A 24,626-nucleotide genomic window follows, 5' to 3' on the forward strand; every position below is an offset into this window, starting at 1 on the left:
GAACGTACCACGGGCGGCGGCATAAGTCCCGTGGGCGGCCTGCACGCGTCTCCCGGGAGTCCGGTGAACCCGATTCGAGGGCCACAGCTTCGTGTAGCCTTTATTCGCTCGCGCTCTTCTTCCCCCTATGACTGTTGCCGCGGACCTCGACGTCGTGCTCGTGGACGGCTACGTCGACGAGCCCGCGCACTTCGGCGTCCCCCCCTACATCTCGACCTACCCGCGGTACACGGCGGGCGCGCTCGTGGATGCGGGCGTTCCCGAGGAGAACGTCACGTACTACACTATCGACGCGCTGCGCGAGGAGCGCTCGCGCTGGCTGGACGTGGAACAGGCTGATTTGATGATTTACATCGGCGGAATGACCGTTCCCGGAAGTTACGTCGGCGGAACGCCCGCCGAACCGGACGAAGTCAGAGAACTGGCGTGGACGGCGAACGGCACCAGCCTGATGGGCGGCCCCATCCGGTTCGGCGTCGGCGAGGAGAACGCGGGCGCCTCGGAGATGGAGCGCAAGGACCTCGACTTCGACTTCCTCGCGATGGCCGACATCGAGGCGGCCGCGCACGACCTCGTCGCGAGCGGTCTGGAGGGGTTCAACAACCGCTATCGGGACAACGAGGAGATAGACCGGTGGGCCGAACAGGGCGCGTTCGTGGTCGAACAGCACCCGAACTATCCCGACTACCTCATCGCGGAGATGGAGACCAGCCGAGGGTGTGCGTACCGGTGTTCCTTCTGCACGGAACCGATGTACGGCGACCCCTCGTTCCGGAGTGCGCGCTCCGTCATCCAGGAGGTGGACGCGCTCTCCGACGCGGGCGTGCGGGACTTCCGACTCGGCCGGCAGGCCGACATCCTCGCGTTCGGCGGGGACGGCGAAGCACCGAACCCGGACGCGCTCCGCGACCTCTACGGCGGCATCCGGGAGGTCGCGCCCGACCTCCGCACGCTCCACCTCGACAACATGAACCCCGTGACCATCACGGACTACCCCGAGAAGTCACGGGAGGCCATCAAGGTCATCGCGGAACACAACACACCCGGGGATACGGCGGCGTTCGGCCTCGAATCCGCCGACCCCGTCGTTCAGGAGCAGAACAACCTCCTCGTCACCGCCGACGAGTGCCTGGAGGCCGTGCGCGTGGTGAACGAGGCCGGCGGCTGGCGGCCCGACCGCGACGACGACGCGCCCCGCCTCCCGAAACTCCTGCCCGGAATCAACCTCCTGCACGGCCTCACGGGCGAGCGCCCGGAGACCTACGAGCACAACAAGCAGTTCCTCCACGACGTGTACGACGAGGGCCTGATGCTCCGCCGCATCAACATCCGGCAGGTGATGGCGTTCGAGGGCACGGAGATGGACGAGACCGGCGCTGACGTCGCGCACGCCAACAAGCAACGCTTCAAGAAGTACAAACAGGAGGTCCGCGAGGAGATCGACCAGCCGATGCTCGAACGCGTCGTCCCGCCCGGCGCGATACTGGAGGACGTGCACTTCGAGTACCATCAGGACGGGAAGACGTTCGGCCGGTCGCTCGGCACGTACAGCCTCCTCGTCGCCGTCCCCGGCGAGCGCGAACTCGGCCGGATGACGGACGTCGTGATAACCGACCACGGGTATCGGTCCGTCACGGGCGTCCCGTACCCGCTCGACGTGAACGCCGCGTCGATGGACGAACTCACCGCGATTCCGGGAATCGGCAGCGGGACCGCGGGCGACATCGTCGTCGCTCGCCCGCACGACACGCTCCCCGAGGCCGATGTGGACCTCTCGCGCTTCCTCTCGATATAGTTACTCCGCCACGTCGTCGTCGATGATTTCGCCGACCGCGAAGTTCGACTTCACTTCAGTGATTTCGACCTTCACGCGCTCGCCCATCTCCGCGCCGGGGACGATGATGACGTAGCCGCGCTCGACGCGCGCGATGCCGTCACCCTGTTTGCCGATGTCCTCGACCTCGACGTACCGGATTTCGCCCTCCTCGACCGGTGGCTGCGGCTCGCCCGCCGCGCGGCGTTCGCGCTCGTCGTCCGTGCGCTCCTCCTCGTCCTCCCGTGCGATGAGCGCGACCCGATACACTTCGCCGGGGTCGATGGAGCCCGCTTCGACCTCGCTCTTCGGCACCGTGACGACGTACTCGTCGTCCTTCACGGTGACTTCGCCGTTGAACAGACACAGCAGTTTCTCAGAGATTTCCATAGTCAGACACTCATCCCAACGCAGGAAGGGTGTGGTCTTAGTAGTATGGCCTGCGCCACCACGGCGCCTAAGTATCTCCACGGGCGCCCTTCGTCCGTGAAGCCCCATCTCGACAATTGGCGGCCGACGGTTTCGGTCGCGGACGACGCGCGCTACGCGCGGGCGAAGCGACTCAAGCGCGTCCTGTGGTGGGGTGACGCCGCGCTCACCGTGCTCGCGCTCGTGCTCTCGATTCCCTCACTCGTCGGCGTTCTTCTGTTCGTCCTGCTCGCCGTCTCGGTCACGAAACTCGAACACCGGCACGTGACGGACGCGGTTGCGGCCGCCGACCACGTCGAGGCGCGCGTGAACGAACACGATTCGGCCGCCGACCTCAAAGCGGAGAACGACCGCCGCTACCGCGAGTAACTATCCCTCGTAGCGCGTTCCGTCGGGACGTTTCGCGCCCTCTGAGTCGTGGACGACCGCGCCCGACTCGGGCCGCGCGGGTTCGTAGTTCTCCCGAACGGCGATAGCTTCCTCGAGCTCCCGTATCGCGCGCTCCTTCAGCGCGCTCGCGAGGTCTTCCGCGGCCGCGCGGCTGATGTCTCGCCCGAGTCCCTCGCACTCGTGGGCGCGCACCATCCCGGACTCGTCCACGGCCTCGCCCATCGGCTGACTCGTCCCGCCGAGCGCGACGCTGAACGGGTACGTCTCGCAGATGAGCGGCCGGTCGTCGTGCACCGTACACGCCCCCCGGCCGTCCGATTCGGTGTAGAAGACGCAGTCGCCGCACGCGTCGGTCTGGAGCGCCCACTCGAACGTCTCACCATCTCCGTTCTCGTCCAGCCCGTACGGCATCGGACGCGCCACGTCCCGCCACTCGCCACCCGTCTCGTCCGTGAGGTCGCGCACCTCGTCCGGGAACACCGTCGCCGTGTGCGGGTCCTCGGACTCGGATTTACAACAGTTCCCGCACCGGGTGCACTCGAAGCCGATGGTCTCGATGGCGTCCGCCAGCTCGGACTCGTCGAGCGCGCGGGCGCGTTCGAGTTCGGCTTCGAGCGACTCCATATCGGGTTCTCGCGCTCCGTGAGGAAAAGCCCCGTGCTACGGGGGTGTCGCGCGATCCTCGTCGGGGTACCAGCGGACGCGCCCCTCGATATCGAGCTTTTCGAGGTGGGCGCGCACCGTCTCGGTCGCGAGATCGCGCACGTCCGCGACGTTCCGGGAGTACGCGGCGTCCACGATGTCGGCGACGGCGCGCGCGCCCGACTCGACGGCGTGCTCGACGTTCCGCTCGCGGCGGACGCGGCGCGCGAGCAGCGCGGTCACGCGCTCGTTCGGGTTCTCGATGGCGTGTCCGTGCCCCGGGTAGAGCGCATCGGCGTCCCGTGCGAGCAGGCGGCGGAGGCTGGCGTAGTACGCTCGCATGTCGCCGTCACGGGTGCCGACGAAGATGCTCGACTCGGCCATCGCGAGGTCGCCGATGGCGAGGTCGCCCCCGGCGGCGAACGCGACGTGGTCGGGCGCGTGCCCCGGCGTTTCGAGGACCGTGAGCGGCCCCACCTCGTCGCCCTCGCGGAACACGCGGTCGGGCGTGACGCCGGTCGCGGCCTCGAACCGGCCCTCGCGGCCGGCACGCGCCCAGACAGTCGCGCCGGTCTCGGCGGCGTAGTGCGCGAGCGCGCCGACGTGGTCCACGTGGGTGTGCGTGACGGCGATGTGGTCGACGTCGCGGTCGGCGACGCGGCGGTCGAGCGCGTCGCTGCGGGCGGCGGGGTCGAGCAGAACGCCGTCTGCGAGGTAGGCGTTCGTCGCGCCCGTCGGGGCGCGCGTCGATACGGGAACGGAGATGCGTTCGAACACGCCCGGAACGTGGACCTGCGGGGAGGAAAAGTTACGCGTCGAGGTAGTACACTTGCTTGCGCGCGTCCTCGAAGCTGTACCGAGCGTTGACGAGGCCGGCGTCGTCGAGGCGGTTGAGCGCGTAGCGGACGGTGCGGTCGGGGAGCAACGTTTCTTCGGCGAGGTCGCCCTGTGAGAGCGGGGAGTCCATCTCGAGGACTTTCGCGACGAGTTTCGCGCTCGGGGGGAGTTCGCGCAGGCGCTCCCGGAATTCCTCGTCGTCCGTGGCTACGTGTTGCTCCGCGGTCGTACTCATGACAATTACTGCCACACAGCTATACGTAAAGGTTGGCTATACTGGTGTCTAATGGATTAATACAATATTAGGCGATGGGATTGATGCGTCTGGGCGTCGAAGCCTACCCGTGCCAGCGATACCCGACGACTACCGCGACCTCTTCGAGACCGAGTCGTTCGCGCACTTCGCCACCGTCATGCCCGACGGCACCCCGCACACCACGCCCGTCTGGGTCGGCTACGAGGCGCCCGGCGAGGACGCCCACCCGTGGTCGAGCGGCGACGAACACCTCCTCGTGAACACCGCACGCGGCCGTCGAAAGGAGAAGAACGTTCGCGAGAACCCGAAGGTCGGCGTCTCCATCACCGACCCCGACGACCCCTACCGCTACCTCTCCGTCCGCGGCGTGGTCGACAGCGTGGACACGACGGGCGCAGTCGAACACATCGACGCGCTCGCCCAGCGCTACTTCGGGGTCGACGAGTACCCCCATCACGGCGACGAGGACGGCGAACGCGTCGTCGTCCGCATCCGTCCCGACCGCGTCGTCACCGCGTAACCCTCCCGCGTTCCAGTACGGTTTTAGGGGCCGGGTGTGGACGTGAAGGTAGCGTGAAGGGACAGGAGTGGTACCAGGCCTCCGACGTCGCGGAGGAGTACGACGAGAAGCGATTCTCCCGCGGCGGACAGCTCATCGACCGGCGCGAGAAACGAGCCGTCCTCGAAGCCCTCGGCCCCGTCGAGGACAAGCACGTCCTCGAAATCGCCTGCGGGACCGGCCGGTTCACCGTGATGCTCGCCGATCGCGGCGCCGACATCGTCGGCCTCGACATCTCCAGCGCGATGCTCCAGGAGGGCCGCGAGAAAGCGCGGTCGGCGGGCGTGGACGACCACCTGGAGTTCATGCGCGGCGACGCCGCCCGCCTTCCCTTCCCCGACGACCACTTCGACGCCGTGTTCGCGATGCGCTTTTTCCACCTCGCGGACACGCCCGCGAAGTTCCTCAGCGAGATGGCGCGCGTCTCCAAGAACCAGGTGTTCTTCGACACGTTCAACGACACCTCGACGCGCTCTATCTACAACTGGCTCCTCCCGATGGGGTCGCACCTCTACTCCGACGATCAGGTCCGCGACCTCGTCGCGGGCGCGAACCTCCGGCTCGCGGGCGCGGAGCACGACTTCGTGCTCCCCTACGGGCTCTACCGGAAGCTCCCCGACTGGCTCGCGAACTCGCTCCGGTCCGCCGACACCTCGCTCGGTCGGACGCGCGTCGGGGACGCGCTCGCATCCGTCTCCTACTGGGACGCACGAGTGTAATATTCCGGACTTTTCGCCGACGTGCCGGGATGTTTTTGGTCGTACGTCCGAACCGGATCGTATGGACCTGTCGGTGGTAGTGCCCACGCTCAACGCCCGGGACCGTCTCGCGGCGACCCTCGACTCGCTCGGCGCGCACGCGCCGGACGCCGAGGTCGTCGTCGTGAACGGCCCGTCCGCGGACGGCACGAGCGGCCTGGTGCGCGACCACCCGGCGGTCGACATCCTTCTCGAACTCTCCGAGCGCAACGTTAACGCCGCCCGGAACGCCGGAATCGCAGCCGCGACGAGCGACATCATCGCGCTCGTCGGCCAGGCGAGCTGCGTCCGCGAGGGCTGGACCGACGCCCTCCGCGACGGTATCTCCGACGCCGACGCCGTCACCGGCCCCATCCATCGCGACGTAGCTGGCGGACACACTACCGAAGCCGTCGAACGCCGTCGCATCCGCGGACGCGACGTCACGTACTTCGACGGCGGAAACGCCGCGTTCACCCGCGACGCCCTCGAAGCGCTCGACGGTTTCGACGAGTACCTCGAAACCGGCGCCGCGCGCGACGCCGCCCACCGCCTCGCCGGCATGAATCGAACCGTCGCCTGGCGGTCCGAGATGGCCGTCGTCCGCACGGACGCCGACGACGTGACACACCGCGTCGCCGCCGACGCCGACGTTCCCCTCTGGGGACTCAAGTACCGGTCGCTCGCCTACCGCCTCGCGAAGAACTACGGCGTCCACCCCACCGTCCCCTACCGCATCGGCAAGCACGCCGTCCACGACGCCCTCGGCGTCGCCCGGGACGTGCTCACGGGCGACGAACGCCCCTCCGAGTGGGCCGCCGACGGCGCCGCCGTCCTCCGGAACACCGTTCGCGGGTTCCGCGACGGCCTCAGCGCCCGCCGCGCCGACGACCCGCCGCGCCGCAACCCCAACGGCATCTCCCAGCGCATGGACCGCACCCTCGCCCGCTACGACTAATCCCTCCTACGCACTGCCCGGAGTGAGCGTCACTCGCTGAGGGCGTCGATGACGCGTCCCGGGTTGTTTTCTCCCGGAGTGAGCGTCACTCGCTGAGAGCGTCGATGACGCGTCCCGGGTTCTTCGAGAACACACGACTCATCAAATCCTCGGGAACGTCGAGCGTCAGCACCTCCATCACCGCCACGTCCGGGTGGACGGCCGGCGCCCCGCTCCCGAACACGATTCTGTCCGGGTGTTCGGTGATACCGCGTTCGAGGATGTCGCGGTAGCGGACGGCGCTCGTGTCCAGGTAGAGGTCGTCGTGGCGGTCGAGGAGGTCGAGCGCGTCGGTCATCGCGTCGCGGTCGAGCGGATGGCCGCCGAAGTGACCGAAGACGACCGGAAAGCCTCGGTCGAGGAGCGCGTCCGCGGCGGTCTCCGGGCGGAAGTCGCGGCCGGCGTGCACGAGCACGGGGAGGCCGGCGTCCCCGAGCGCGTCCAGGGTGTCCTCGTCGGGGAGGCCGTCCCGGGGCGGGTGGAGGCGGAACCCGTGGAAGCGGTCGTCGTACGCGTACTGCTCGACGTCGTCGGGATCGGTGTGGTAGTTCTCGCGGGTCGCGCGGAGGTTGCGGAGTCGCGCGCTCGCGTCCGTGCCGGGGTCGCGGGGACCGTCGATGCGGGCGAGCGCGACGAACGGCCGCTCGACGGTCTGCCGGGCGACGGCGTTGTTCGCGCGGAGGTAGCCGTGTTCGTCTGCCTGCGCGCCGGGGAAGACGGCGGCGCGCACGACGCCGGCCTGGTGGAGTTCGCGCTCCAACTGCTCGGCGTCCACGTCGCGGCCGCGGAGCGGGGGTTCCGGGCCGGCGTGGAGGCGCGCGTGGACGTCCACGATTCGGAACCCGTGTTCGAGTTCCAGCATGGTTCTACGAGGTAGAGCCGCGTATTTCGTCCTACCGGTCCCGTACGCGGCCAACTGCTATCACGTGTCGCGCAACGTATATGTAGACTCGCAATCCTCCCGGACAGCATGGCAGCGAACACGATGAGTCCCGTCTTCATCCTCGGAAACGACGCCCGGCGAACCCGCGGGCGCGACGCGCAGTCCTCGAACATCACCGCCGCGAAGGCCGTCGCCGACGCCGTCCGCACGACCCTGGGGCCGCGCGGGATGGACAAGATGCTCGTCGACGCCACCGGAACCGTCGTCGTCACGAACGACGGCGTCACCATCCTCGAGGAGATGGACATCGAGCACCCCGCCGCGAAACTGCTCGTCGACGTGGCGCGCACCCAGGAGGACGAGGTCGGCGACGGCACGACCACGGCCGCCGTGCTCGCCGGGAACCTCCTCGCGCGCGCCGAGGACCTCCTCGACAGCGACGTGCATCCGACGACCGTCGTCGAGGGGTACGCGGCCGCCCGGGACCTCGCGCTCGACGCGCTCGCCGACCTCGCAGTGGACGCCGACCTCGACGACGACCTGCTCGCGCGCGTCGCCGCGACCAGCATGACCGGCAAGGGCACGGGCGACGGCTCCGCCGCCCGGCTCGCCGACCTCGTCGTGGCCGCCATCCGGCACGTCGAGGACGACGACGGCGTGCGCCGCGACGACGTATACGTCCACACGCTCCCCGGCGCGTCCGCGAGCGCAACCGAACTCATCGAAGGCGTGGTCGCGGAGAACGCGCCCGTCCGCGAGGAGATGTCCCGCGACGTGTCGGTCGCGACCGTCGCCGTGCTCGACGCGAAATTCGACACCCGCGAGACCAGCGCGAGCGTCGAGTACGCCATCACGAACGTCGACCAGCTGAACGCCGCGGTCGACGCCGAGGACGCCGAACTCCGCGAGTACGCCCGCCTCCTCGCCGACGCCGGCGTCGACGTGCTGTTCTGCACGAAGAAAATCGACGACCGTGCCGCCGCGTACCTCGCGGATGCAGGTATTACCGCGTTCAAGAGTGTCTCGTCCTCCGACGCGGCGGCCATCGCGTCCGCCACCGGGGCGCTCGCGCTCGGCGACGTGCGCGACATCGACCCCGACGACCTCGGGCACGCCGCGTCCGTGCGCGTCGAGACGTACGGAGACGACGACCTCACGCTCGTCGAGGGCGGGCGCGACGCCGAGTCCGTCACGCTCCTCGTCCGCGGGAGCACCGAGCACGTCGCGCTGGAACTCGAACGCGCGCTCGGCGACGCGCTCGACGTGGTCGCGGTCGCGCTCCACGGCGAGGGCGTCGTCCCCGGCGCGGGCTGCACCGAAATCGTGCTCGCCGACGCTATCCGCGAGGGCGCACCCGGCATCGACGGACGCGCGCAGCTCGCCGCCGAGGCGTTCGCGGACGCGCTCGACGTGCTTCCGCGCACGCTCGCCGAGAACACCGGCATGGACCCCATCGACGCGCTCGTCGACCTCCGCACCGCGAACGAAACCGGGCGCGCGGGCATCGTCACTGACGGCGAGACCGGCGCGCTCGCCGACCCCGTCGAAGGTGGCGTGCTCGACCCAGCGGCCGTGAAGCGCGACGCCCTCGAATCCGCCACTGAGGCCGCGACGATGGTCGTCCGTATCGACGACATCATCGCCGCGAACTAGCCCCGGACGCCCTCCGTCCCGTGGCCCAAATCGTTTAGTTTGTTTTCCCCGATTGTTCCAACGTGCTTCACGCGTCGCCCCCCGCGGTGTCGAAACCCGAACGCCCGTTCGTCGTGTCCGTGGGTGGTGGGACGTGACCCTCCGGTACGCCCGCATCGTCAAATACATCGCGGCGGCTATCACCGTTCTCGGCCTCTGGCTCGCCGCGTCGCCGTTCGTCCTCGAAACTCCTGAGAACTCCGCGGAACACGTCCTACTCGGCTTCGTTGTCGCTGGCCTCGCCGGGTTCTACCTCCTCCAGATTACCCGAGACCCGGGGGCGAAACTTCCCTCCCTCTGGCTCATCCTCGTCGTCGGCGGCATCGTGCTCACGAGCGCGATGCTCGTCCAGCCCCACGACACGCTGTTCTTCTGGAGCACCGCCGCCGTCGCCGTCCTCGTCATCGCGCTGGTCGCCGTCGTCGCCGTCTGGGGGTCGCGGTTCGGCCCCGACGGTGAGACCGAGACGACGATTTACGAGGGACCCTGATGAGCGGCGAGTTCGGACTGAAGGAGAGCGTCTCGATGGCGCTCGGGGGCATGATCGGCGGCGGCATCTACGCCGTGCTCGGCGTCGTGGCGAACATCGCGATGTTCGCCACCTGGTTCGGGTTCGTCGCCGCCGGCGTCGTCGCCGTCTGCGCCGGTTACTCGTACAACAAACTCAACGCACTGGGCGACCAGCGCGGCGGCTCCGTCTCGTTCGTTCAGGAGTTCGTCGGGAACTCCACGCTCGCAGGGATGCTCGGCTGGTCGCTGCTGTTCGGCTACATCGGCTCCATGGCGATGTACGCGTTCGCGTTCGCCGAGTTCACCACCGCGTTCAACGCCGTCCCGGACAGCTACGCCGGATTCTCGCTCCGCCCCGTCATCTCCGTGCTCTCCATCGCGCTGTTCGTCGCACTCAACGTCGCGGGCGCACGCATCACCGGCTCTGCCGAGAACGTCCTGGTCGCCGCGAAAGTCGCCATCCTCGTTGCGTTCGGCGTCTGGGGGCTCGCCTACCTCGGTCCGGTGTCCCCGCAGAGCGTTTCGCTCGGCTTCAGCCACCTCACGGGCGTCACCCCGCTCGTCGCGGCCGCCATCTCGTTCGTCGCCTTCCAGGGCTGGCAGCTCCTCTTCTACGACCAGGAGCGAATCGGCGACCCAGTCGACACCATCCGCCGGGCGGTCTACATCTCGATTCCGGCCGCGGTCGCCATCTACGTGATGGTTGCCGTGGTGACGACGAACCTGGCTCCGCAAGCCATCCAACACCACCCGCACGTCGCGCTCGGCGACGCGGCGTCCGCGATGCTCGGCTACGTCGGCCTCGGGTCGCTCGGCATGATTATCATCTCCATCTCCGCGCTGTTCTCCACGGGAAGCGCCATCAACGCCACCCTGTTCTCGAGCGGGCACTTCGCGAAGGGACTGCTGGATTCCGACCTCCTCCCCGACCAAATCGGCGACACCGACGCCGACGGCGTTCCGGACAAGACGTTCCTCGTGCTCGGCGCTATCACCGCCGCGTTCAGCGCGTGGGGGAGTCTCGGAGCAATCACGTCGTTCGCGTCGCTCGCGTTCATCATCGTCTTCGGCGCGATGAGCGTCCTCGCGTTCCGGGAGCGCGACCGGGGGGACGTCAATCCGATTCCGCCCGCAATCGGCGCGGTCGGCGCGGCCGTGTTCGCGCCCGTGATGTTCTGGAACCTCTACAACCGCGAACCGAACACGTTCTGGATGGTGCTCGTCGTCGCCGTCGCCGTCGTCGCGGTCGAACTCCTCTACTTCGAGCGCGGCGAACTCGAGGAGGTCGTTCCGGTGACGCTCGAACGCGCCGTGGAGCGCGTCGAGGACGGAATCGGCGAGGACTCCGAGTGACTCAGAGTCGCGGGAGCGCCCACTCCCGGTGGAACGCCGCGACTCGGAGCGTGAACACGACGGCCGCGCACGCGAGCGCTGCCGTCCGCCGCGCCACGCCGGCATCGACGGCGAGCACGAACAGTGCGCCGCCGATGAGCGCGCAGGACGCGTAGAAGTCCTCCGTGAGCACGAACGGCACGCGGTCGAGCAGCACGTCGCTGATGGTGCCGCCGCCCACGCCGGTCAGGGTCGCGAGCACGACCACCCCGAACGGGGAGACGCCCGACTCGGCGCCGACGAGCGCGCCCATCGCCGCGAACGCCGCCAGCCCCACCGCGTCCGGGACGAGAAGCGCCGGACTGTCGAGCAGCCCACGCTCGTCCACGACGACCGCGAGCGCGAGCGCCAGGAGGACGCCGACGAACGCCCACGCCACGTCCCCGCTCCCCGAGAACGCCGCCGGCGTCCGCCCCACCAGCACGTCCCGCGTAATCCCGCCGCCGAGCGCGGTCAGAAACCCCAGCACGGCGATTCCGAGGAGGTCGAGGTCGGCGTCGCTCGCCTTGAGGGAGCCGACGATTGCGAACGCGACCAACCCGACCGCGTTCATGATACCGAATGCGTCCATGCGTGTATTCGGTGTCGTGAGCCAGTCAGACCTTCGGTCTGACGCTGTTCATCACGACAAGAATCGGCTCCCTTGATTCGCGGAAACAACGAACTAATCATGAAAAACCCACTCCGATACTGAGTAATAGCCACGCGATAATAGCTAATATACCGAAGACACTGACAGCAACAGCTACCGTGGTTTCCCGTCCAAAGCTCTCTAACTCCGTCAATATCATCTCTGACATTCTAATCGCGCTCGGTATACTCGCGAACAGAATAGCCACTAGAACGAGATAGAATGCCGTCCCCCCGCTGGTAGATTGTTTATATTTGCTGCAATGCCGAACAACAGCGACAGGAATGTTAGAATCATGACGAGAAAGCTTACAAAAAGGCTCGTTGCAGTAACAATCCTGTACCAGGGGTTGTCGAACGATTCAATTCGGCTCTGTGGTGAATCAATGATTTGTGACCAGCCCGCTATTCCGATGGCGGTAGCCGCCAGCAGGATACTAAGTTCGGGTGGAGCCATATTCGACCTGTCCGACCCGAAATATAAAATATCCTCTCTCAACCCGTTTTCGGCGTTCTGTAAATAGACCTTGGTGGTCGTTTCCTACGTTATCCGGCGTCGGTGTCGCTGACCTGGCGGATGCGTTCGATGCCGTCGATTTCGTCGATAACGCCGGCGACGGGGTCGGGGACGAGTTCGCGCCAGTCCTCGTCGCGGACCATTCGGTTCCGGATTTCGGTGCCTTCCAGCACGTCGCGTTCGAACATCGGGGATTGGCGGATGTCGACGCCGGCCTCGCCGAACAGGCGGATGACGAGGGGGTTGTTCGAGTACGCTACGTCGAACTTCGGCGTCATGGACTGAACGTGACTCACCCAGACGGCGTTCCGGTTGATGTCCTCGATGGGGACGACGTACGTCACGACGTCCACGTCGACGAGGGATTTCGTTATCATCATCACGCGTTCGCCCGCGGTGAACGGGTTGCGCGTGCTGTGGGATTTGTCGCCGCTCCCGACGCCGACGACGAGTTCGTCGACCTCGTCGGAGATCTCCTCGACGACGCGATGGTGGCCCTGGTGGTACGGCTGGAATCGGCCGATGTAGAACCCGCGCGTCATTTCGTTGGCGGACAGAGCGCGCGCGTCTGCATAAGCGTGACGAGTCAGCGACACCCCCGAACTGAGAACGGCGTTCTAGCGGCCCTATGCGGCTGATTACGGCGCTCGCGCGTTCGCCGGAGGGAGAAAGTATATCAGTCGCCCGACCCTCCCCTTTAGCACTGAGTAGACTTCTATGAGCAACGAGCCCCCGACTGATTCACCCCCCGAGAACGAGTACGGCAGCCACGGGAACGAACCCGACGAGCCTGCCGACCCCATCGGGGACCTCGAAGACCTCGGTAGCGAGGTTGATGTCGAGGGTGACGTCGAAATCGACGAGGACGTGGCGGAGGACGACCTCCTCGGCGGCCTCAAGGTCGACGACACCTCGGACATCAAGGTCCCGGACCGCCTGGTCGACCAAGTTATCGGCCAGGAGGACGCCCGCGACATCGTGCTGCGGGCGGCGAAACAGCACCGTCACGTGATGATGATTGGGTCGCCGGGAACGGGGAAGTCCATGCTGGCGAAGGCGATGAGCCAGCTCCTCCCGAAGGAGAACCTCCAGGACATCCTCGTCTACCACAACCCCGAGGACTCGAACGAACCAAAGGTCCGCACCGTCCCCGCGGGGAAGGGCGACCAGATCGTGGAAGCCCACCGCGAGGAGTCCCGCAAACGTAATCAGATGCGGTCGCTGTTGATGTGGGTCATTATCGCGGTCGTCATCGGGTACGCGTTCCTCATCGCGTTCCAGCCCCTGATGGGGATTCTCGCGGCGGGAATCCTCTACTTCGCGTTCCGGTACACGAACCAGGGCGGTGACGCGATGGTGCCGAAACTCCTCATCAACAACGCGGACCGCCAGACTGCGCCGTTCAAGGACGCGACGGGCGCGCACGCCGGCGCGCTGCTCGGTGACGTTCGGCACGACCCGTTCCAGTCCGGTGGAATGGGGACGCCGGCGCACGAACGCGTGGAGTCCGGCGCGATTCACGAGGCGAACAAGGGCGTGTTGTTCCTCGACGAAATCAACACGCTGGACGTTCGCAGCCAGCAGAAGCTGATGACGGCGATCCAGGAGGGCGAGTTCTCCATCACCGGCCAGTCCGAGCGCAGTTCGGGCGCGATGGTCCAGACCGAACCCGTCCCCTGTGACTTCATCATGGTCGCCGCCGGGAACATGGACGCGATGGAGAACATGCACCCCGCGCTCCGCTCCCGCATCAAGGGGTACGGGTACGAGGTGTACATGGAGGACACCATCGACGACACCCCGGAGATGCGGCGGAAGTACGCGCGGTTCGTCGCCCAGGAAGTGGAGAACGACGGCCGCCTCCCGCACTTCGAACCGGACGCGGTGAGCGAAATCATCCTCGAAGCGAAGCGCCGTGCCGGCCGGAAGGACAGCTTGACGCTCGAACTCCGCGACCTCGGCGGTCTCGTCCGCGTCGCGGGCGACATCGCGAAGTCGAAGGGTCACGAGCAGACGACGCGCGAGGACGTCCTGGAGGCGAAGAAGCGCTCGCGTAGCATCGAACAGCAGGTCGCGGACGACTACATCGACCGCCGGAAGGACTACGAACTCCGGACGACCGAGGAGGACGCTGTCGGCCGCGTCAACGGGCTCGCCGTCATGGGCGGCGACTCCGGTATCATGATGCCCGTCATGGCCGAGGTCACGCCCCGGCAGGGCGAGGGCGGCGAAATCTTCGCCACCGGGAAACTCCAGGAGATCGCGCAAGAAGCGGTGGAGAACGTCTCCGCCATCATCAAGAAGTACACTGGGGAGTCCATCGCGGACAAGGACATCCACATCCAGTTCGTGCAGTCCTACGAGGGCGTCGAGGGCGACTCCGCGTCCATCACGGTCGCGACGGCGGTCATCAGCGCGCTCGAGAACATCCCCATCGACCAGAGTCTCGCGATGACCGGCAGTCTCAGCGTCCGCGGGGACGTACTGCCCGTCGGCGGCGTCACGCACAAGATCGAGGCCGCGGCGAAGGCCGGGTGTGACAAGGTCATCATCCCGAAGGCGAACGAGCAGGACGTGATGATCGAGGACGAGTACAAGGACCAGATCGAAATCATCCCCGTCAGCCACCTCAGCGAGGTCCTGGACGTGGCGCTCGTCGGCGAACCCGAGAAGGATTCGCTCGTCACGCGCCTGAAGTCCATCACGGGGAAGGCGCTCGACCAGCAGGTCGGCCCGAACAGCAGTCCGAGCCCCCAGTAACGGGGCTGAACGCCGTTTCTTCGCGGTGTCGCGTCGGTGCGTTCTCTGCTTCTCGCTCGCGCTGTTCGTCGGAGTCGTTCGCTTCTCGGCGAGCACGTACTACCGCCGATAGACCACACGGCGTTTTACCGGCGGCCGTCCAACGCCGGGTATGGCCGCGTTTGCGGGATTCCTCGGCGTCTGTGTCTTCCTCGCGTTCGCGGTGGTCGCGTTGTCCCGCGCGACGCCGACGGACGCCGTCGCGGACACCGCTGACCCGCCGGCGGGCGCACTGTACGCGAACGTCGCGCTCACGCACGGCACGCTCCTCAGTGCGGTCGCGGCGGCAGCGTGGGCTGCTGGCATCCCCCTTCACGCGCTCGGCGTTGGGACGCGCCCGCTCCCGAGTGCAGTTCTCCTGGGCGTGCTCGCCGGCGTTGTGCTCGCAGCTGGAAATCTCGTCGCGGCGCGCGTCGCGGACGCGCTCGGCGTCCCGTACTCGGACGCGCTCACGGACCTCCTCACGCCCGCGTCCGCGGGCGGCTGGCTCGCCTTGCTCGGTGGCGTGCTGCCGCTGGTCGCGCTCGCGGAGGAGCTGCTGTTTCGCGCCGCACTGGTCGGCGCGCTCACCACGGGGTTCGACACACCCGTCGTCGTCGCGGTCGCGTTCTCGAGCGTCCTGTTCGGCCTCGCCCACGGCGCGCAGGGGCTCGCCGGCGTCCTCGTCGCGGGCCTGCTCGGCGCCGCGCTCGCGGCCGTGTTCGTCCTCACGGACAGTCTCGTCGCGGTCGTCGTCGCGCACGCGCTCGTGAACGCCATCGAACTCGTCGGTCACGCGACCCACGGGGATTAAGGAGCCGGCGTGCGCAGTATTCGCGTACTCGTGGCTTTGAACCGACGCGGCATCCTCGCCTCCGCTCTCTCGTTCGTCTATCCGGGTCTCGGCCAGCTCTACCGCCGCGCGTGGGTTCGTGCGGTCGCATGGATCGCACTCGCGGTCGCCATCGCGTACCTCCTCACGCCGCCCGAACTCCTCACCGCGTTCGAGGAGCAGGGCCTCGCGGTGTTCGAGACGGCGACACTCCCGATGGAACTCACCGTCGCGTTGCTCGTGATTCGCGTTCTCAGCGCTATCGACGCCTACTTCCTCACGGCCGCGCAGGCCGCGAACCGGGACGCCGCGCTCGCGGACGATGTTCCAACGCCGGGCGATACGGATACCGAGACGGTCGACGAGGCGGCCGCTACCTGTCCGAACTGCGGACGCGAAATCGACGAGGAACTCGACTTCTGCCCGTGGTGTACGTACGAGTTTGAGAACGAGGAGTAGGCCTATGGCCGTCGCGGTCGTGTTGTGCGTATGTCGATTGTCGTTCCGTTCGACGGCTCCGCGTTGTCGCGAGCGGCGCTCCGGCGCGCCGGGCAGTTCAAATCCGTGCTCGACGAGCGCCTCGTCGCCGTCACCGTCATCGAGCGCAGCGTCGAGACCGCCCGTGAGCGCGGGTGGCTCGACGACGAGGAGGAGTTCGACGTGGACCGCGTCGTCGCCGCCGTCCACGAATCAGTCATGGAGATTACGCCAGAAGCCGATTTCCGCCACGAACTCCTCGGCCGGCGCGCGTCGTCGGGCACGGTCGCGCGCCACGTCAAGAGCATGGCGCGCGAGGAGGCTGCGAGCATCGTCTTCGTCGGCAGCGAGAACGCCGGCCACCTCGTTACCTCCGTGAGCAGCGTCGGGAGCAGTGTCGCCGCCGACGACGCCTACGACGTGTTCATCGTCCGTCACACCGAACCCGATGCGGGCGCACAGCCCGCAGGAGAGTACCGCTGACTACTGTTCGATGATTCGCTCCTCGATGGATTCGCCGAAGTGCCGACCGCCTTCTTCCAGGTAGACCTTCACCTCGTCGCCCTCCTCGAGGTCGGTGACGGCCGTCCGGCCCTCGCGGGTGGCGACCTTGATCGTTTCGGCGTTCTGGAGGAGCGTCTCGATGCGGTCGCCCGACGCGGTCTCGGCCTCCACGCGGAACATCGGGCGGCGTTCGATCTTCGCGCGCCCGACGACGCCCTCGCGGGTGTGGCCGTCCGTGTCCACGATTTGCACGTCGTCGCCGCTCCCGAGTTCCGCGAGGTACTTCGTGCCGCCGTCGGCCGTGCGGACGTACGCGTGGACCGCGCCGGCGTTCACGCGGAACGGCCGGGAGGCGACGTACGGCGAGTCAGCGGTCTCGGCGTGCACGAAGAACAGCCCCCTGGACATGGAGCCGACGAGCATCCCCTCGTCGTCGTCCATCAGCGTGCCCGTGTCGACGCAGACGCGGTCCGCGCTCCCCGCTTCCTCGACGCGGGTGACGGTCGCCCACTCCAGGTCGAGCGTCTCGCGGCGCGCGGCGTCCCGCACGCCGACGGTTCGCCGAATCTCGTCCGGGTCGTCCGAGTCCAGCAGGACGGCGTCCGCGCCGATATCGAGGGTTTCGAACGCGGTCTCCGCCTCCTCGGCGGTGGTGACGCCCGCGACGAGCGTCGTCTCGTCGCCGATGCGCGCGATGAGGTTTTCGAGGGGGATGATGGTCCAGTCCTCGCCGACGACGATGGTGTACTCGGCCTCCTCGGCCGCGGCCTCCGCGAACGACTCGTAGTCCGTCCCGAGGATGCGGACGTACGCGCCCCCCACCTCGTCCTTCCGGCGGAGCGCGGAGAGGTCGGCGCTCCCCGAGAAATCGCTGGGGAGGTCGACCGTGCCGTCGCCCTCGCCGGCCTTCCCGACGACGTAACAGTCCGCTTGCGTCTCCTCCTCGGCCTGCCCGATAACGTCCACGTCGTCGCGCTCGAACGCCGCGACGTTCACACTCCCGAGTTCGCGGACGCGCTCCACGTCCGCTTCGTCCACGAGCACCCAGTCCACGCCGGCTTCCAGGCCCGCGGTGATGCGTCGCTTCCGCGTCTCCCAGTCGCCGACGGAGTCGTCCGCCTTCAGCCAGACGGCGCGTTCAGTCATATCCCGAAACTCGCGGTGGGAGTGCTTGAACGTGGCGGATACCGCAGCGCCTCCGCGACCGTCCGTGTATTCGCTACGACAGCCCGGCCGCGTCGAGCGCGTCCGCGGGCGCTGCGTCGTCGTGCACGACCGCCGCGACGGCCTCCGAGATGGCGTTCGGGTCGTCGTGCTGGAACACCGTGCGTCCCATCGAGACGCCCTTCGCGCCGGCGTCCATCGCGCCCCGCACGGCTTCGAGGGTCGCGAGGTCGCCCTGCGGGCTGCCGCCCGCGATGATGACGGGCTTCGCGGTGGACTCCACGACGTGCTCGAAGCTCTCGCGGTCGCCCGAGTACGCGGTCTTCACCACGTCCGCGCCCGCCTCCTCCGCGAGCCGGACGGCGTGCCCGAGGTTCCGCGCGTCGTGTTCGTCGACGCCCGGACCGCGCGCGTACGCCATCGCGAGCACGGGAATGCCGAGTCGGTCGGCCTCGTCCGTCACGCGCGCGAGGTCGGCGAGCTGGTCCGGTTCGTGGTCCGACCCGACGTTGATGTGGAAGGAGACCGCGTCAGCGCCCGCCCGAACCGCCTCCTCCACGGTTCCGGTCCGGCGTTTGTCGTTCGCGTCCGGGCCGATTGTGGTGGATGCGTTCAGGTGGATGATGTAGCCCTTCCCGTTCTTGTTCGGGTGGACGCGCGGCGCGATACCTTTCTGCGTGAGCACCGCGTCCGCGCCACCCCTTGTGACGGCGTCGATGGTCGATTCGATGTCCTTCAGGCCCTCGACGGCGCCGAGCGTGATGCCGTGGTCCATCGGAATCGTCACTAGCTTCCCGTCTTTCCCGATTCGGTCGAGTCGTGCGGATTTCCCGGTAGAATTCATTGATACAGTGTAGCAAAGGGGTGGCTATGTCGATTGTGATTCCGGCGTCTCTTTCGCGCCCGCGACAGCTCCGTCCTTCAACTCCTGCGCTTTCTCCCGTAACCGCTCCGCCGCCGTTCCGTCGTCGGCGTGTTCCGCGATAATATCGACGAACGCGCTCCCGACGATGATGCCGTCCGCGCCGCCCGCGACGATTTCACGGGCGTGCTCGCCCGTGCTGATACCGAACCCGACCGCTTTCGGAATGTCCGCCTCCCGGAGACGCCCGAGGCTGCCGTGCGCGTCCTCGCTCACGTCGTCCTGCGCGCCCGTCGTCCCCATCCGGCCCTGCACGTACACGAACCCGGACGCCGTCGACAGCATCCGTTCGAGCCGGTCGTCCGTCGTCGTCGGCGCGACGATGAACACCAAATCGAGTCCGTGCTCGTCGCACGCCGCTTTCAGCGGCGCTGCCTCGTCCACCGGCAGGTCCGGGATGACGAAGCCGTCGATGCCCGCTTCCGCCGCGTCCGCGACGAACGCCTCGGGTGATGCTCGCGCCTCGCATTCCTCCGCGCTCGCCCGTTCGGCGTCGCTCCGCGACGCCTGCCCGTGCTGGAGCAGGAGATTGTAGTACGTCATGCACACGAGCGGCACCTCGACGCCCTCCTCTCGCAGTTCGCGGACGAGGTCGAGGTAGCGTTCGGGCGTCATGCCGGCGTCGAGCGCGCGCTTCACGGCCTTCTGAATCGTCGGGCCTTCCGCGATGGGTTCCGAGAACGGGAGGCCGAGTTCGATGACGTCGCTCCCGCCCTCGACGAGCGCGCGCACGTACTCCTTCGTCTGCTCCACGCTGGGGTCGCCGGCGGCGATGTAGGAGACGAGCGCGGGGTCGCCGTCGAACGCCGCTTCGAGGTCGCTCACTGGTACACCTCCATGTCTGGCGCGTTCGCGATGTCGCGCTCCGTCGACTCCTCGATGACCGTGTCGAGGTCCTTGTCCCCCCGACCGGAGACGTTCACCATCACCGGCCCCTCCCCCTCGTACTCTTCGAGGTACGCGAGCGCGTGACTGGATTCGAGCGCGGGGATGATGCCCTCCTCCGTGGAGAGCCGGTGGAATGCGTTTAGCGCCGCGTCGTCGTCCACGTTCACGGGGGTGACGCGCCCCTCGTCCACGAGGTGCGCGAGTTCGGGTCCGACGCCCGCGTAATCGAGGCCGGCGGAGACCGAGTGCGACTCCACAATCTGGCCCTCGGGCGTTTGGAGGAGCTTCGTGCGCGCGCCGTGCAGCACGCCCTCCGTGCCCGTGCCGAGGCTCGCGGAGTTCGGCGCGTACGACTCCTCGCTATCGACGCCGAGCCCGCTCCCGCCCGCCTCGACGGCGTACAGGTCAACGTCCTCGTCGCCGACGAACTCGTGAAACGCCCCCATCGTGTTCGACCCGCCGCCCGCGCACGCGATGACGGCTTCGGGGAGTCGACCGACCTGCGCTTTGAACTGCTCGCGCGCCTCCTCGCTGATGACGGACTGGAAGTCCCGCACCATCGTCGGGAACGGGTGCGGGCCGACGACGCTCCCGATGACGTAGTGCGTGTCTTCGACCGTCCGCGACCAGTCCCGCATCGCCTCGTTCGTCGCTTCCTTCAGCGTCCCCGACCCGATGTCGACGGGGTTCACGTCCGCGCCGTGGATGCGCATCCGGTAGACGTTCGGCCGCTGGCGGTTGATGTCTGTGCGGCCCATGTAAATCTCGCAGTCCAAATCCAGCGACGCGCACGCCATCGCCGTCGCGGTACCGTGCTGGCCCGCGCCCGTCTCCGCGATGACGCGTTCCTTCCCCATGTACTTCGCGAGCAACGCCTGGCCGAGCGCGTTGTTGAGCTTGTGCGCGCCGCCGTGCACGAGGTCCTCGCGCTTGAGGTACACGTCGAAGCCGTACCGCTGGGAGAGGTTGTCCGCGCGCTGGAGCGGGGTCGGCCGGCCGCCGAAGTCGCGGAGGCGCTCCTCGAACTCGTCGACGAAGCCGTCCTCGTTCTCCAGCACGTAGCGCTCGTAGGCGTCCTCGAGCTCCGTCAGCGCGGGCATCAGGGCCTCGGGGACGTACTGTCCGCCGTAGTCGCCGAACGTTTTCTGACTCATGTGAGGTCTCGTGTGTTCTCCCGGATGGCGTCGGGCGTGTCGTCCATCACGGCGGACCCGACCAGCAGGGCGTCCGCGCCCGCCGCTCGCATCCGCCGCACGTCGTCTCGCGTGCTGATTCCGCTCTCCGCGACTGTCGTCACGCTATCCGGAATCTCGGGCGCCACCGACTCGAACGTTTCGAGGTCCACGTCGAGTTTCCCGAGGTCGCGGTTGTTCACGCCGACGATGTCCGCGCCGGCAGCGAGCGCCCGCGCGACTTCGGCCCGGGTGTGCGTCTCCACGAGCACCTGGAAGCCGCGCTCGCGCGCCGCCGCGACCAGGCCGTCGAGGTCGTCGACGAACCGCGCGATGAGCAGGATCACGTCGGCCTCGACGGCGTCCAGTTGCTCCTCGCGAACGATGAAGTCCTTCCGGAGGACGGGCACGTCCACCGCGCTCCGCACGCGTTCGAGCGTCTCCGTGCTCCCGCCGAAGTGCGCGGGTTCCGTGAGCACGGAGAGCGCGGCCGCGCCGCCGTCGACCATCGCCGTCGCTGCCTCGACGGGGTCGACCTCGCGCGTCCCCTCGGTCGTCGGACTCGTGGGTTTCACTTCCGCGATGAGCGGGACGCGGCCGTCGGCCTCCGCGGCCGCGACCGCGTCGGTGAGCGACCGCGGTTCGACCGAGAGTCGCTCGCCGTCGTGTGTTCTCTCGCGCGCGGCGTCGAGGATGGACCGCACCGCCGGCGCCAACTCGGACCCGTCCATTGTTGTACGTCAATGCACTCTTCTGTACATTAGGCTTTCGTCTCTTCCGGCCCGGGAGGTATAAACCGCCGACGCGCCACCACACGCCCATGAGCGGCCTCTACACCCGCCACTCCGACTACCTCGACCGCTACGTCCAACTCGGCCTCGCCGGCGACCGCCTCATCAGCGTCTCATTCCCCACCGCGCCCGACGAGGACGCGAACGACGACCACGACCTCCTCGACCGCATCTTCGCCTACCTCGAAGGCGTCGAGGACGACTTTCGCGACATCGAAACCGGCCTCACCGTCCCCACCACCCACCGGAACGTCCTCGAACAGGTCCGAGAAATCCCCTACGGCGACCAGCTCTCCGTCGAAGCACTCGCCCGCATCACGCCCGACCTCGACCCCGACGAACCCAGCGACCTCGACGAGGTACGGACGGCGCTCGCCGAAAACCCCCTCCCGCTCGTCATCCCCGACCATCGCGTCCGCGACGGCCCCAGCGCCGCCCCGCCCGAAATCGAACAGAAACTCCGCGCGCTCGAAGACCTCTGAACCCACGTTTTTCTGACTCGGGTGAGCGCTTCGCGCTCACCGCTCGTCACAAAAACCTGGACTAAAAATCCCGAGCGACGAAGTCGCTCGAGAACGCCGCGCGCCGCGCGGCGATGCACCGGCCGCGTCTGTAGCGTCAGTTCTCCCGCAGGTCGTCGACGAGCGTGCGGAGGGTTTCGAGGTCGTACTGGCCGGGCGCGGTCGCGTCCGCGGCATCGACGGGCGCGTACCCGATTTTGGAGCCGTAGACGGGCGCGACGGCCCGCGTGTGGCGGCCCGCTTCGCCCATCGCCATCGTCGCCACCGGTTCGTCCGCCATCGCGTACTCGTGCGTCACCGTGAGGAGGTCGAGCGCGTCCTGTCTGTCCTGGGCGGTGACCGCGAGTTTCCCCACGTCGCCGTACTCGACCGCGTTCCCGAGGAGGCCGCGCATGTCCTGACGGAGCGGCGTCCCCTCGAAGTCGTGCACCGACACGACCACCGACGCGTCCGCGTCCCGCGCGGCGTCCCGCACGCGCTTGCCGTCCCCGTCCAGCATCGACTCCAACTCGATATCGACTGCTTCGACCGCGTCGTGCGCGACAGCGTCGCAGAGCGCGTCGAGGCGCGCGTCGTCGTCCGCGGCCGCGCCGCCCTCCCACTTCGCGCGGTTCGTCGCGAGGACGGGGAGCGCGCCGTCGTAGTCGTCGAGCGCGGCGAGCGGGTCGCTCGCGAGGTCCATCCGGAACTCCAGGCAGTCGGCGTGCTCGCGCGCCGCGGGTTCGTCCGCGAGCCTGTCCGTCGAGGCGGCGAGCGTGAACTCCGTGAACTCCATACCCGATACTTTCGCGCCCCCGACTTAGGTGAGGCGGGACCGCGCCGCGTACCCGCCGACTTCCGCCGCGAGGTACGCGGTCGCGACCGCGAACACCGTCGGATACGGCAGGGAGACCGAGAGCCACGCCCAGCCGACGGCGCAACCGGCGAGCGCGCCGCCGACCGCCGCCCCGACGCCGACCAGTGCGGCCACACCCGCCTCGTCGGGGACGTTCTCCGGGTAGATGCCGACATCCATCACGGGGACGGCGGCCGCGATACCGATTGCCAGCGGATACGGATAGGAGAGTACAGTACTCGCGAGCGCGGCGACGACGCCGCCGGTGAGCGCGCCGAGGAGGACGACGCCCGCACGGGCAGGAGGAGACTCGGGAACTCGCATACCCGAAATTGGACCGCGAGCGTGAAAAACTTAGACCGGAATCGAGTCCTCGGCTTCGAGGAGTTCGTGGTAGCGGTTGCGGATGGTGACCTCGCTGATGTCCGCGACCTCGCTGACCTTCGCCTGCGTGGTCTTCTCGTTCGTCAGGAGCGCGGCGGCGTACACCGCGGCGGCCGCCAGACCGACGGGCGATTTACCGGAGTGAACGCCCTTGTCCTTCGCGGTCTGGAGGAGCTCGCGGGCGCGGTGTTCGGCCTCATCGGAGAGTTCGAGGGAGGACGCGAACCGCGGGACGTAGCTCTCGGGGTCCGCGGGTCGGACTTCCAGGCCGAGTTCGCGCACGACGTACCGGTAGGTGCGGGCGATTTCGGCCTTCTCGACGCGGCTCACGTCCGCGATCTCGTCGAGGCTGCGGGGGACGCCGGCCTGCCGCGCCGCGGCGTACACGCAGGACGTGGAGACGCCCTCGATGCTGCGACCGGGGAGGAGGTCCTCCTCCAGCGCGCGGCGGTAGATGACGGACGCCGTCTCGCGGACGTTGTCCGGGAGGCCGAGCGCGCTCGCCATCCGGTCGATTTCGCCCAAGGCCTGCTTCAGGTTCCGCTCCTTCGCGTCGCGCGTCCGGAAGCGCTCGTTCCACTTCCGGAGGCGCTGCATCTTCTGGCGCTGATTCGAACTCAAACTATTTCCGTAGGCGTCCTTGTCCCGCCAGTCGATATTGGTGGAGAGGCCCTTGTCGTGCATCGTGTTCGTCGTCGGGGCACCCACGCGGGATTTTTCGTCTTTCTCGGCGGAGTCGAACGCGCGCCACTCGGGGCCGCGGTCGATGCCGTCCTCCTCCACGACCAGGCCGCAGTCCATGCAGACGGACTCGCCGTGCTCCTCGTCCTGAATAACGAGACCGCCGCACTCGGGGCATTCGTTCGACTCCTCACTCTCGGTTTCCGCTTCGGTCGTCTCTTGCCTTCGGGATTGTATGCGCTGATTAGTCATGCGTAAACTCCGAAAACTCGGAGGGGGTCGTGGAAACAGCGTTAGCCCAAAACGCGCATAAGCGTTCCCCTTCACGACGGGTTCGGTATAGTGTCTCAGGGACGCCGGAACGCTTTCACGGGACGCTCGCCACCGACCTGT

The 24,626-nt window shown here is 67.8% G+C and carries 28 protein-coding genes; 13 read left to right on the forward strand and 15 right to left on the reverse strand.

The genetic code is table 11. The features are described from left to right. The first annotated feature begins 127 nt into the window (after positions 1-127). Entirely contained in the window at positions 128-1,795 is a 1,668-nt protein-coding gene (locus U3A55_RS13945; protein WP_330992101.1) for a radical SAM protein, read from the forward strand. Here the strand turns inward: U3A55_RS13945 and U3A55_RS13950 are convergent, their stop codons facing one another. After that, a complete protein-coding gene (locus U3A55_RS13950; RefSeq protein ID WP_330992102.1) occupies positions 1,796-2,203 on the reverse strand; it encodes a TRAM domain-containing protein in 408 nt (135 codons plus the stop codon). Between the two features lie 96 nt (positions 2,204-2,299). Between U3A55_RS13950 and U3A55_RS13955 the strand changes: the two genes are divergently transcribed. Then, on the forward strand, positions 2,300-2,611 hold the full coding sequence (locus U3A55_RS13955) for a hypothetical protein (protein WP_330992103.1): 312 nt from the start codon (positions 2,300-2,302) through the stop codon (positions 2,609-2,611). On the opposite strand, the gene U3A55_RS13960 is transcribed toward U3A55_RS13955, so the two are convergent. From U3A55_RS13960 to U3A55_RS13970, 3 genes are read right to left on the reverse strand one after another with little or no spacing between them, the layout of a single operon-like run. After that, entirely contained in the window at positions 2,612-3,256 is a 645-nt protein-coding gene (locus U3A55_RS13960; RefSeq protein WP_330992104.1) for a YkgJ family cysteine cluster protein, read from the reverse strand. It lies immediately after the preceding gene. 36 nt (positions 3,257-3,292) lie between these two features. Continuing rightward, positions 3,293-4,051 (reverse strand): MBL fold metallo-hydrolase, encoded by a 759-nt coding sequence (locus U3A55_RS13965; RefSeq protein ID WP_330992105.1) that lies wholly within the window; start codon positions 4,049-4,051, stop codon positions 3,293-3,295. A 31-nt stretch (positions 4,052-4,082) separates the two neighbouring features. After that, the gene (locus U3A55_RS13970) at positions 4,083-4,346 is read right to left on the reverse strand and encodes a helix-turn-helix domain-containing protein (protein ID WP_330992106.1); all 264 of its coding nucleotides are present in this window, start codon (positions 4,344-4,346) and stop codon (positions 4,083-4,085) included. Between the two features lie 109 nt (positions 4,347-4,455). On the opposite strand from U3A55_RS13970, the gene U3A55_RS13975 reads away from it, so the two are divergent. From U3A55_RS13975 to U3A55_RS13985, 3 genes are all read left to right on the forward strand, one after another. After that, the gene (locus tag U3A55_RS13975) at positions 4,456-4,887 is read left to right on the forward strand and encodes a PPOX class F420-dependent oxidoreductase (RefSeq protein WP_330992107.1); all 432 of its coding nucleotides are present in this window, start codon (positions 4,456-4,458) and stop codon (positions 4,885-4,887) included. Between the two features lie 53 nt (positions 4,888-4,940). Further along, entirely contained in the window at positions 4,941-5,645 is a 705-nt protein-coding gene (locus U3A55_RS13980) for a class I SAM-dependent methyltransferase (RefSeq protein WP_330992108.1), read from the forward strand. A gap of 61 nt (positions 5,646-5,706) precedes the next feature. Continuing rightward, positions 5,707-6,621: a glycosyltransferase family 2 protein gene (locus U3A55_RS13985; protein WP_330992109.1), complete on the forward strand. Its 915-nt coding sequence runs from the start codon at positions 5,707-5,709 to the stop codon at positions 6,619-6,621. A gap of 85 nt (positions 6,622-6,706) precedes the next feature. Here the strand turns inward: U3A55_RS13985 and U3A55_RS13990 are convergent, their stop codons facing one another. Further along, a complete protein-coding gene (locus U3A55_RS13990) occupies positions 6,707-7,522 on the reverse strand; it encodes an amidohydrolase family protein (RefSeq protein ID WP_330992110.1) in 816 nt (271 codons plus the stop codon). 108 nt (positions 7,523-7,630) lie between these two features. Between U3A55_RS13990 and thsA the strand changes: the two genes are divergently transcribed. The 3 genes from thsA to U3A55_RS14005 all read left to right on the forward strand — a co-directional run bounded on the left by thsA (position 7,631) and on the right by U3A55_RS14005 (position 11,098). Further along, a complete protein-coding gene (gene thsA / locus U3A55_RS13995) occupies positions 7,631-9,196 on the forward strand; it encodes a thermosome subunit alpha (protein ID WP_330992111.1) in 1,566 nt (521 codons plus the stop codon). Positions 9,197-9,329: 133 nt separating this feature from the next. Continuing rightward, the gene (locus U3A55_RS14000) at positions 9,330-9,725 is read left to right on the forward strand and encodes a hypothetical protein (protein ID WP_330992112.1); all 396 of its coding nucleotides are present in this window, start codon (positions 9,330-9,332) and stop codon (positions 9,723-9,725) included. Next, positions 9,725-11,098, forward strand: a complete 1,374-nt coding sequence (locus tag U3A55_RS14005; protein ID WP_330992113.1) for an APC family permease — start codon at positions 9,725-9,727, stop codon at positions 11,096-11,098. The genes U3A55_RS14000 and U3A55_RS14005 overlap by 1 nt, the downstream gene beginning before the upstream one ends. A 1-nt stretch (position 11,099) precedes the next feature. Here the strand turns inward: U3A55_RS14005 and U3A55_RS14010 are convergent, their stop codons facing one another. Both U3A55_RS14010 and U3A55_RS14015 read right to left on the reverse strand, forming a co-directional pair. Next, entirely contained in the window at positions 11,100-11,708 is a 609-nt protein-coding gene (locus tag U3A55_RS14010) for a trimeric intracellular cation channel family protein (protein ID WP_330992114.1), read from the reverse strand. Between the two features lie 605 nt (positions 11,709-12,313). Further along, complete coding sequence (locus tag U3A55_RS14015; protein WP_330992115.1) at positions 12,314-12,826, reverse strand: nicotinamide-nucleotide adenylyltransferase; 513 nt, start codon at positions 12,824-12,826, stop codon at positions 12,314-12,316. Positions 12,827-13,001: 175 nt separating this feature from the next. Between U3A55_RS14015 and lonB the strand changes: the two genes are divergently transcribed. The 4 genes from lonB to U3A55_RS14035 all read left to right on the forward strand — a co-directional run bounded on the left by lonB (position 13,002) and on the right by U3A55_RS14035 (position 16,854). Beyond that, positions 13,002-15,044: an ATP-dependent protease LonB gene (gene lonB / locus U3A55_RS14020; protein WP_330992116.1), complete on the forward strand. Its 2,043-nt coding sequence runs from the start codon at positions 13,002-13,004 to the stop codon at positions 15,042-15,044. Between the two features lie 151 nt (positions 15,045-15,195). Then, positions 15,196-15,876: a CPBP family glutamic-type intramembrane protease gene (locus U3A55_RS14025; RefSeq protein ID WP_330992117.1), complete on the forward strand. Its 681-nt coding sequence runs from the start codon at positions 15,196-15,198 to the stop codon at positions 15,874-15,876. Positions 15,877-15,906: 30 nt separating this feature from the next. Further along, entirely contained in the window at positions 15,907-16,353 is a 447-nt protein-coding gene (locus U3A55_RS14030) for a zinc ribbon domain-containing protein (protein ID WP_330992118.1), read from the forward strand. 30 nt (positions 16,354-16,383) lie between these two features. Next, positions 16,384-16,854 (forward strand): universal stress protein, encoded by a 471-nt coding sequence (locus U3A55_RS14035; RefSeq protein WP_330992119.1) that lies wholly within the window; start codon positions 16,384-16,386, stop codon positions 16,852-16,854. Here the strand turns inward: U3A55_RS14035 and U3A55_RS14040 are convergent, their stop codons facing one another. The 5 genes from U3A55_RS14040 to trpC all read right to left on the reverse strand — a co-directional run bounded on the left by U3A55_RS14040 (position 16,855) and on the right by trpC (position 21,752). Further along, on the reverse strand, positions 16,855-18,021 hold the full coding sequence (locus U3A55_RS14040) for a 3-dehydroquinate synthase II (protein WP_330992120.1): 1,167 nt from the start codon (positions 18,019-18,021) through the stop codon (positions 16,855-16,857). 73 nt (positions 18,022-18,094) lie between these two features. Beyond that, complete coding sequence (locus tag U3A55_RS14045) at positions 18,095-18,883, reverse strand: 2-amino-3,7-dideoxy-D-threo-hept-6-ulosonate synthase (RefSeq protein WP_330992121.1); 789 nt, start codon at positions 18,881-18,883, stop codon at positions 18,095-18,097. A gap of 24 nt (positions 18,884-18,907) precedes the next feature. Then, entirely contained in the window at positions 18,908-19,786 is an 879-nt protein-coding gene (gene trpA / locus U3A55_RS14050; RefSeq protein WP_330992122.1) for a tryptophan synthase subunit alpha, read from the reverse strand. After that, the gene (trpB, locus tag U3A55_RS14055) at positions 19,783-21,003 is read right to left on the reverse strand and encodes a tryptophan synthase subunit beta (RefSeq protein ID WP_330992123.1); all 1,221 of its coding nucleotides are present in this window, start codon (positions 21,001-21,003) and stop codon (positions 19,783-19,785) included. Before trpB ends, trpA begins: the two co-directional genes overlap by 4 nt. Then, positions 21,000-21,752, reverse strand: a complete 753-nt coding sequence (gene trpC / locus U3A55_RS14060; RefSeq protein ID WP_330992124.1) for an indole-3-glycerol phosphate synthase — start codon at positions 21,750-21,752, stop codon at positions 21,000-21,002. Before trpC ends, trpB begins: the two co-directional genes overlap by 4 nt. An 89-nt stretch (positions 21,753-21,841) precedes the next feature. On the opposite strand from trpC, the gene U3A55_RS14065 reads away from it, so the two are divergent. Further along, entirely contained in the window at positions 21,842-22,294 is a 453-nt protein-coding gene (locus U3A55_RS14065) for an MGMT family protein (protein ID WP_330992125.1), read from the forward strand. Positions 22,295-22,430: 136 nt separating this feature from the next. On the opposite strand, the gene U3A55_RS14070 is transcribed toward U3A55_RS14065, so the two are convergent. Genes U3A55_RS14070 through U3A55_RS14080 form a run of 3 tightly spaced genes read right to left on the reverse strand, consistent with a single transcriptional unit; the run spans position 22,431 to position 24,485 of the window. Continuing rightward, positions 22,431-23,108 carry a type I 3-dehydroquinate dehydratase gene (locus U3A55_RS14070; protein ID WP_330992126.1) on the reverse strand — a complete coding sequence of 226 codons (678 nt, stop codon included), beginning with the start codon at positions 23,106-23,108 and terminating at the stop codon, positions 22,431-22,433. Between the two features lie 24 nt (positions 23,109-23,132). Then, positions 23,133-23,492 (reverse strand): hypothetical protein, encoded by a 360-nt coding sequence (locus U3A55_RS14075; protein WP_330992127.1) that lies wholly within the window; start codon positions 23,490-23,492, stop codon positions 23,133-23,135. A gap of 30 nt (positions 23,493-23,522) precedes the next feature. Further along, a complete protein-coding gene (locus U3A55_RS14080) occupies positions 23,523-24,485 on the reverse strand; it encodes a transcription initiation factor IIB (protein ID WP_227260731.1) in 963 nt (320 codons plus the stop codon). Between the last annotated feature and the right edge of the window lie 141 nt (positions 24,486-24,626).

Source organism: Salarchaeum sp. III, from assembly GCF_036418315.1.
Taxonomy (GTDB): domain Archaea; phylum Halobacteriota; class Halobacteria; order Halobacteriales; family Halobacteriaceae; genus Salarchaeum.

Coding starts and splice junctions, on each gene's coding strand:
- U3A55_RS13985 (WP_330992109.1), top strand. CDS start 5,707: ATGGACCTGTCGGTGGTAGTGCCCACGCTCAACGCCCGGGACCGTCTC.
- U3A55_RS13970 (WP_330992106.1), bottom strand. CDS start 4,346: ATGAGTACGACCGCGGAGCAACACGTAGCCACGGACGACGAGGAATTC.
- U3A55_RS14010 (WP_330992114.1), bottom strand. CDS start 11,708: ATGGACGCATTCGGTATCATGAACGCGGTCGGGTTGGTCGCGTTCGCA.
- U3A55_RS14025 (WP_330992117.1), top strand. CDS start 15,196: ATGGCCGCGTTTGCGGGATTCCTCGGCGTCTGTGTCTTCCTCGCGTTC.
- trpB (WP_330992123.1), bottom strand. CDS start 21,003: ATGAGTCAGAAAACGTTCGGCGACTACGGCGGACAGTACGTCCCCGAG.
- lonB (WP_330992116.1), top strand. CDS start 13,002: ATGAGCAACGAGCCCCCGACTGATTCACCCCCCGAGAACGAGTACGGC.
- U3A55_RS14005 (WP_330992113.1), top strand. CDS start 9,725: ATGAGCGGCGAGTTCGGACTGAAGGAGAGCGTCTCGATGGCGCTCGGG.
- U3A55_RS14070 (WP_330992126.1), bottom strand. CDS start 23,108: ATGGAGTTCACGGAGTTCACGCTCGCCGCCTCGACGGACAGGCTCGCG.
- U3A55_RS14065 (WP_330992125.1), top strand. CDS start 21,842: ATGAGCGGCCTCTACACCCGCCACTCCGACTACCTCGACCGCTACGTC.
- thsA (WP_330992111.1), top strand. CDS start 7,631: ATGGCAGCGAACACGATGAGTCCCGTCTTCATCCTCGGAAACGACGCC.
- U3A55_RS14035 (WP_330992119.1), top strand. CDS start 16,384: ATGTCGATTGTCGTTCCGTTCGACGGCTCCGCGTTGTCGCGAGCGGCG.
- trpC (WP_330992124.1), bottom strand. CDS start 21,752: ATGGACGGGTCCGAGTTGGCGCCGGCGGTGCGGTCCATCCTCGACGCC.
- U3A55_RS14045 (WP_330992121.1), bottom strand. CDS start 18,883: ATGAATTCTACCGGGAAATCCGCACGACTCGACCGAATCGGGAAAGAC.
- U3A55_RS13960 (WP_330992104.1), bottom strand. CDS start 3,256: ATGGAGTCGCTCGAAGCCGAACTCGAACGCGCCCGCGCGCTCGACGAG.
- U3A55_RS14075 (WP_330992127.1), bottom strand. CDS start 23,492: ATGCGAGTTCCCGAGTCTCCTCCTGCCCGTGCGGGCGTCGTCCTCCTC.
- U3A55_RS13945 (WP_330992101.1), top strand. CDS start 128: ATGACTGTTGCCGCGGACCTCGACGTCGTGCTCGTGGACGGCTACGTC.
- U3A55_RS14040 (WP_330992120.1), bottom strand. CDS start 18,021: ATGACTGAACGCGCCGTCTGGCTGAAGGCGGACGACTCCGTCGGCGAC.
- U3A55_RS14080 (WP_227260731.1), bottom strand. CDS start 24,485: ATGACTAATCAGCGCATACAATCCCGAAGGCAAGAGACGACCGAAGCG.
- U3A55_RS13990 (WP_330992110.1), bottom strand. CDS start 7,522: ATGCTGGAACTCGAACACGGGTTCCGAATCGTGGACGTCCACGCGCGC.
- U3A55_RS13950 (WP_330992102.1), bottom strand. CDS start 2,203: ATGGAAATCTCTGAGAAACTGCTGTGTCTGTTCAACGGCGAAGTCACC.
- U3A55_RS14015 (WP_330992115.1), bottom strand. CDS start 12,826: ATGACGCGCGGGTTCTACATCGGCCGATTCCAGCCGTACCACCAGGGC.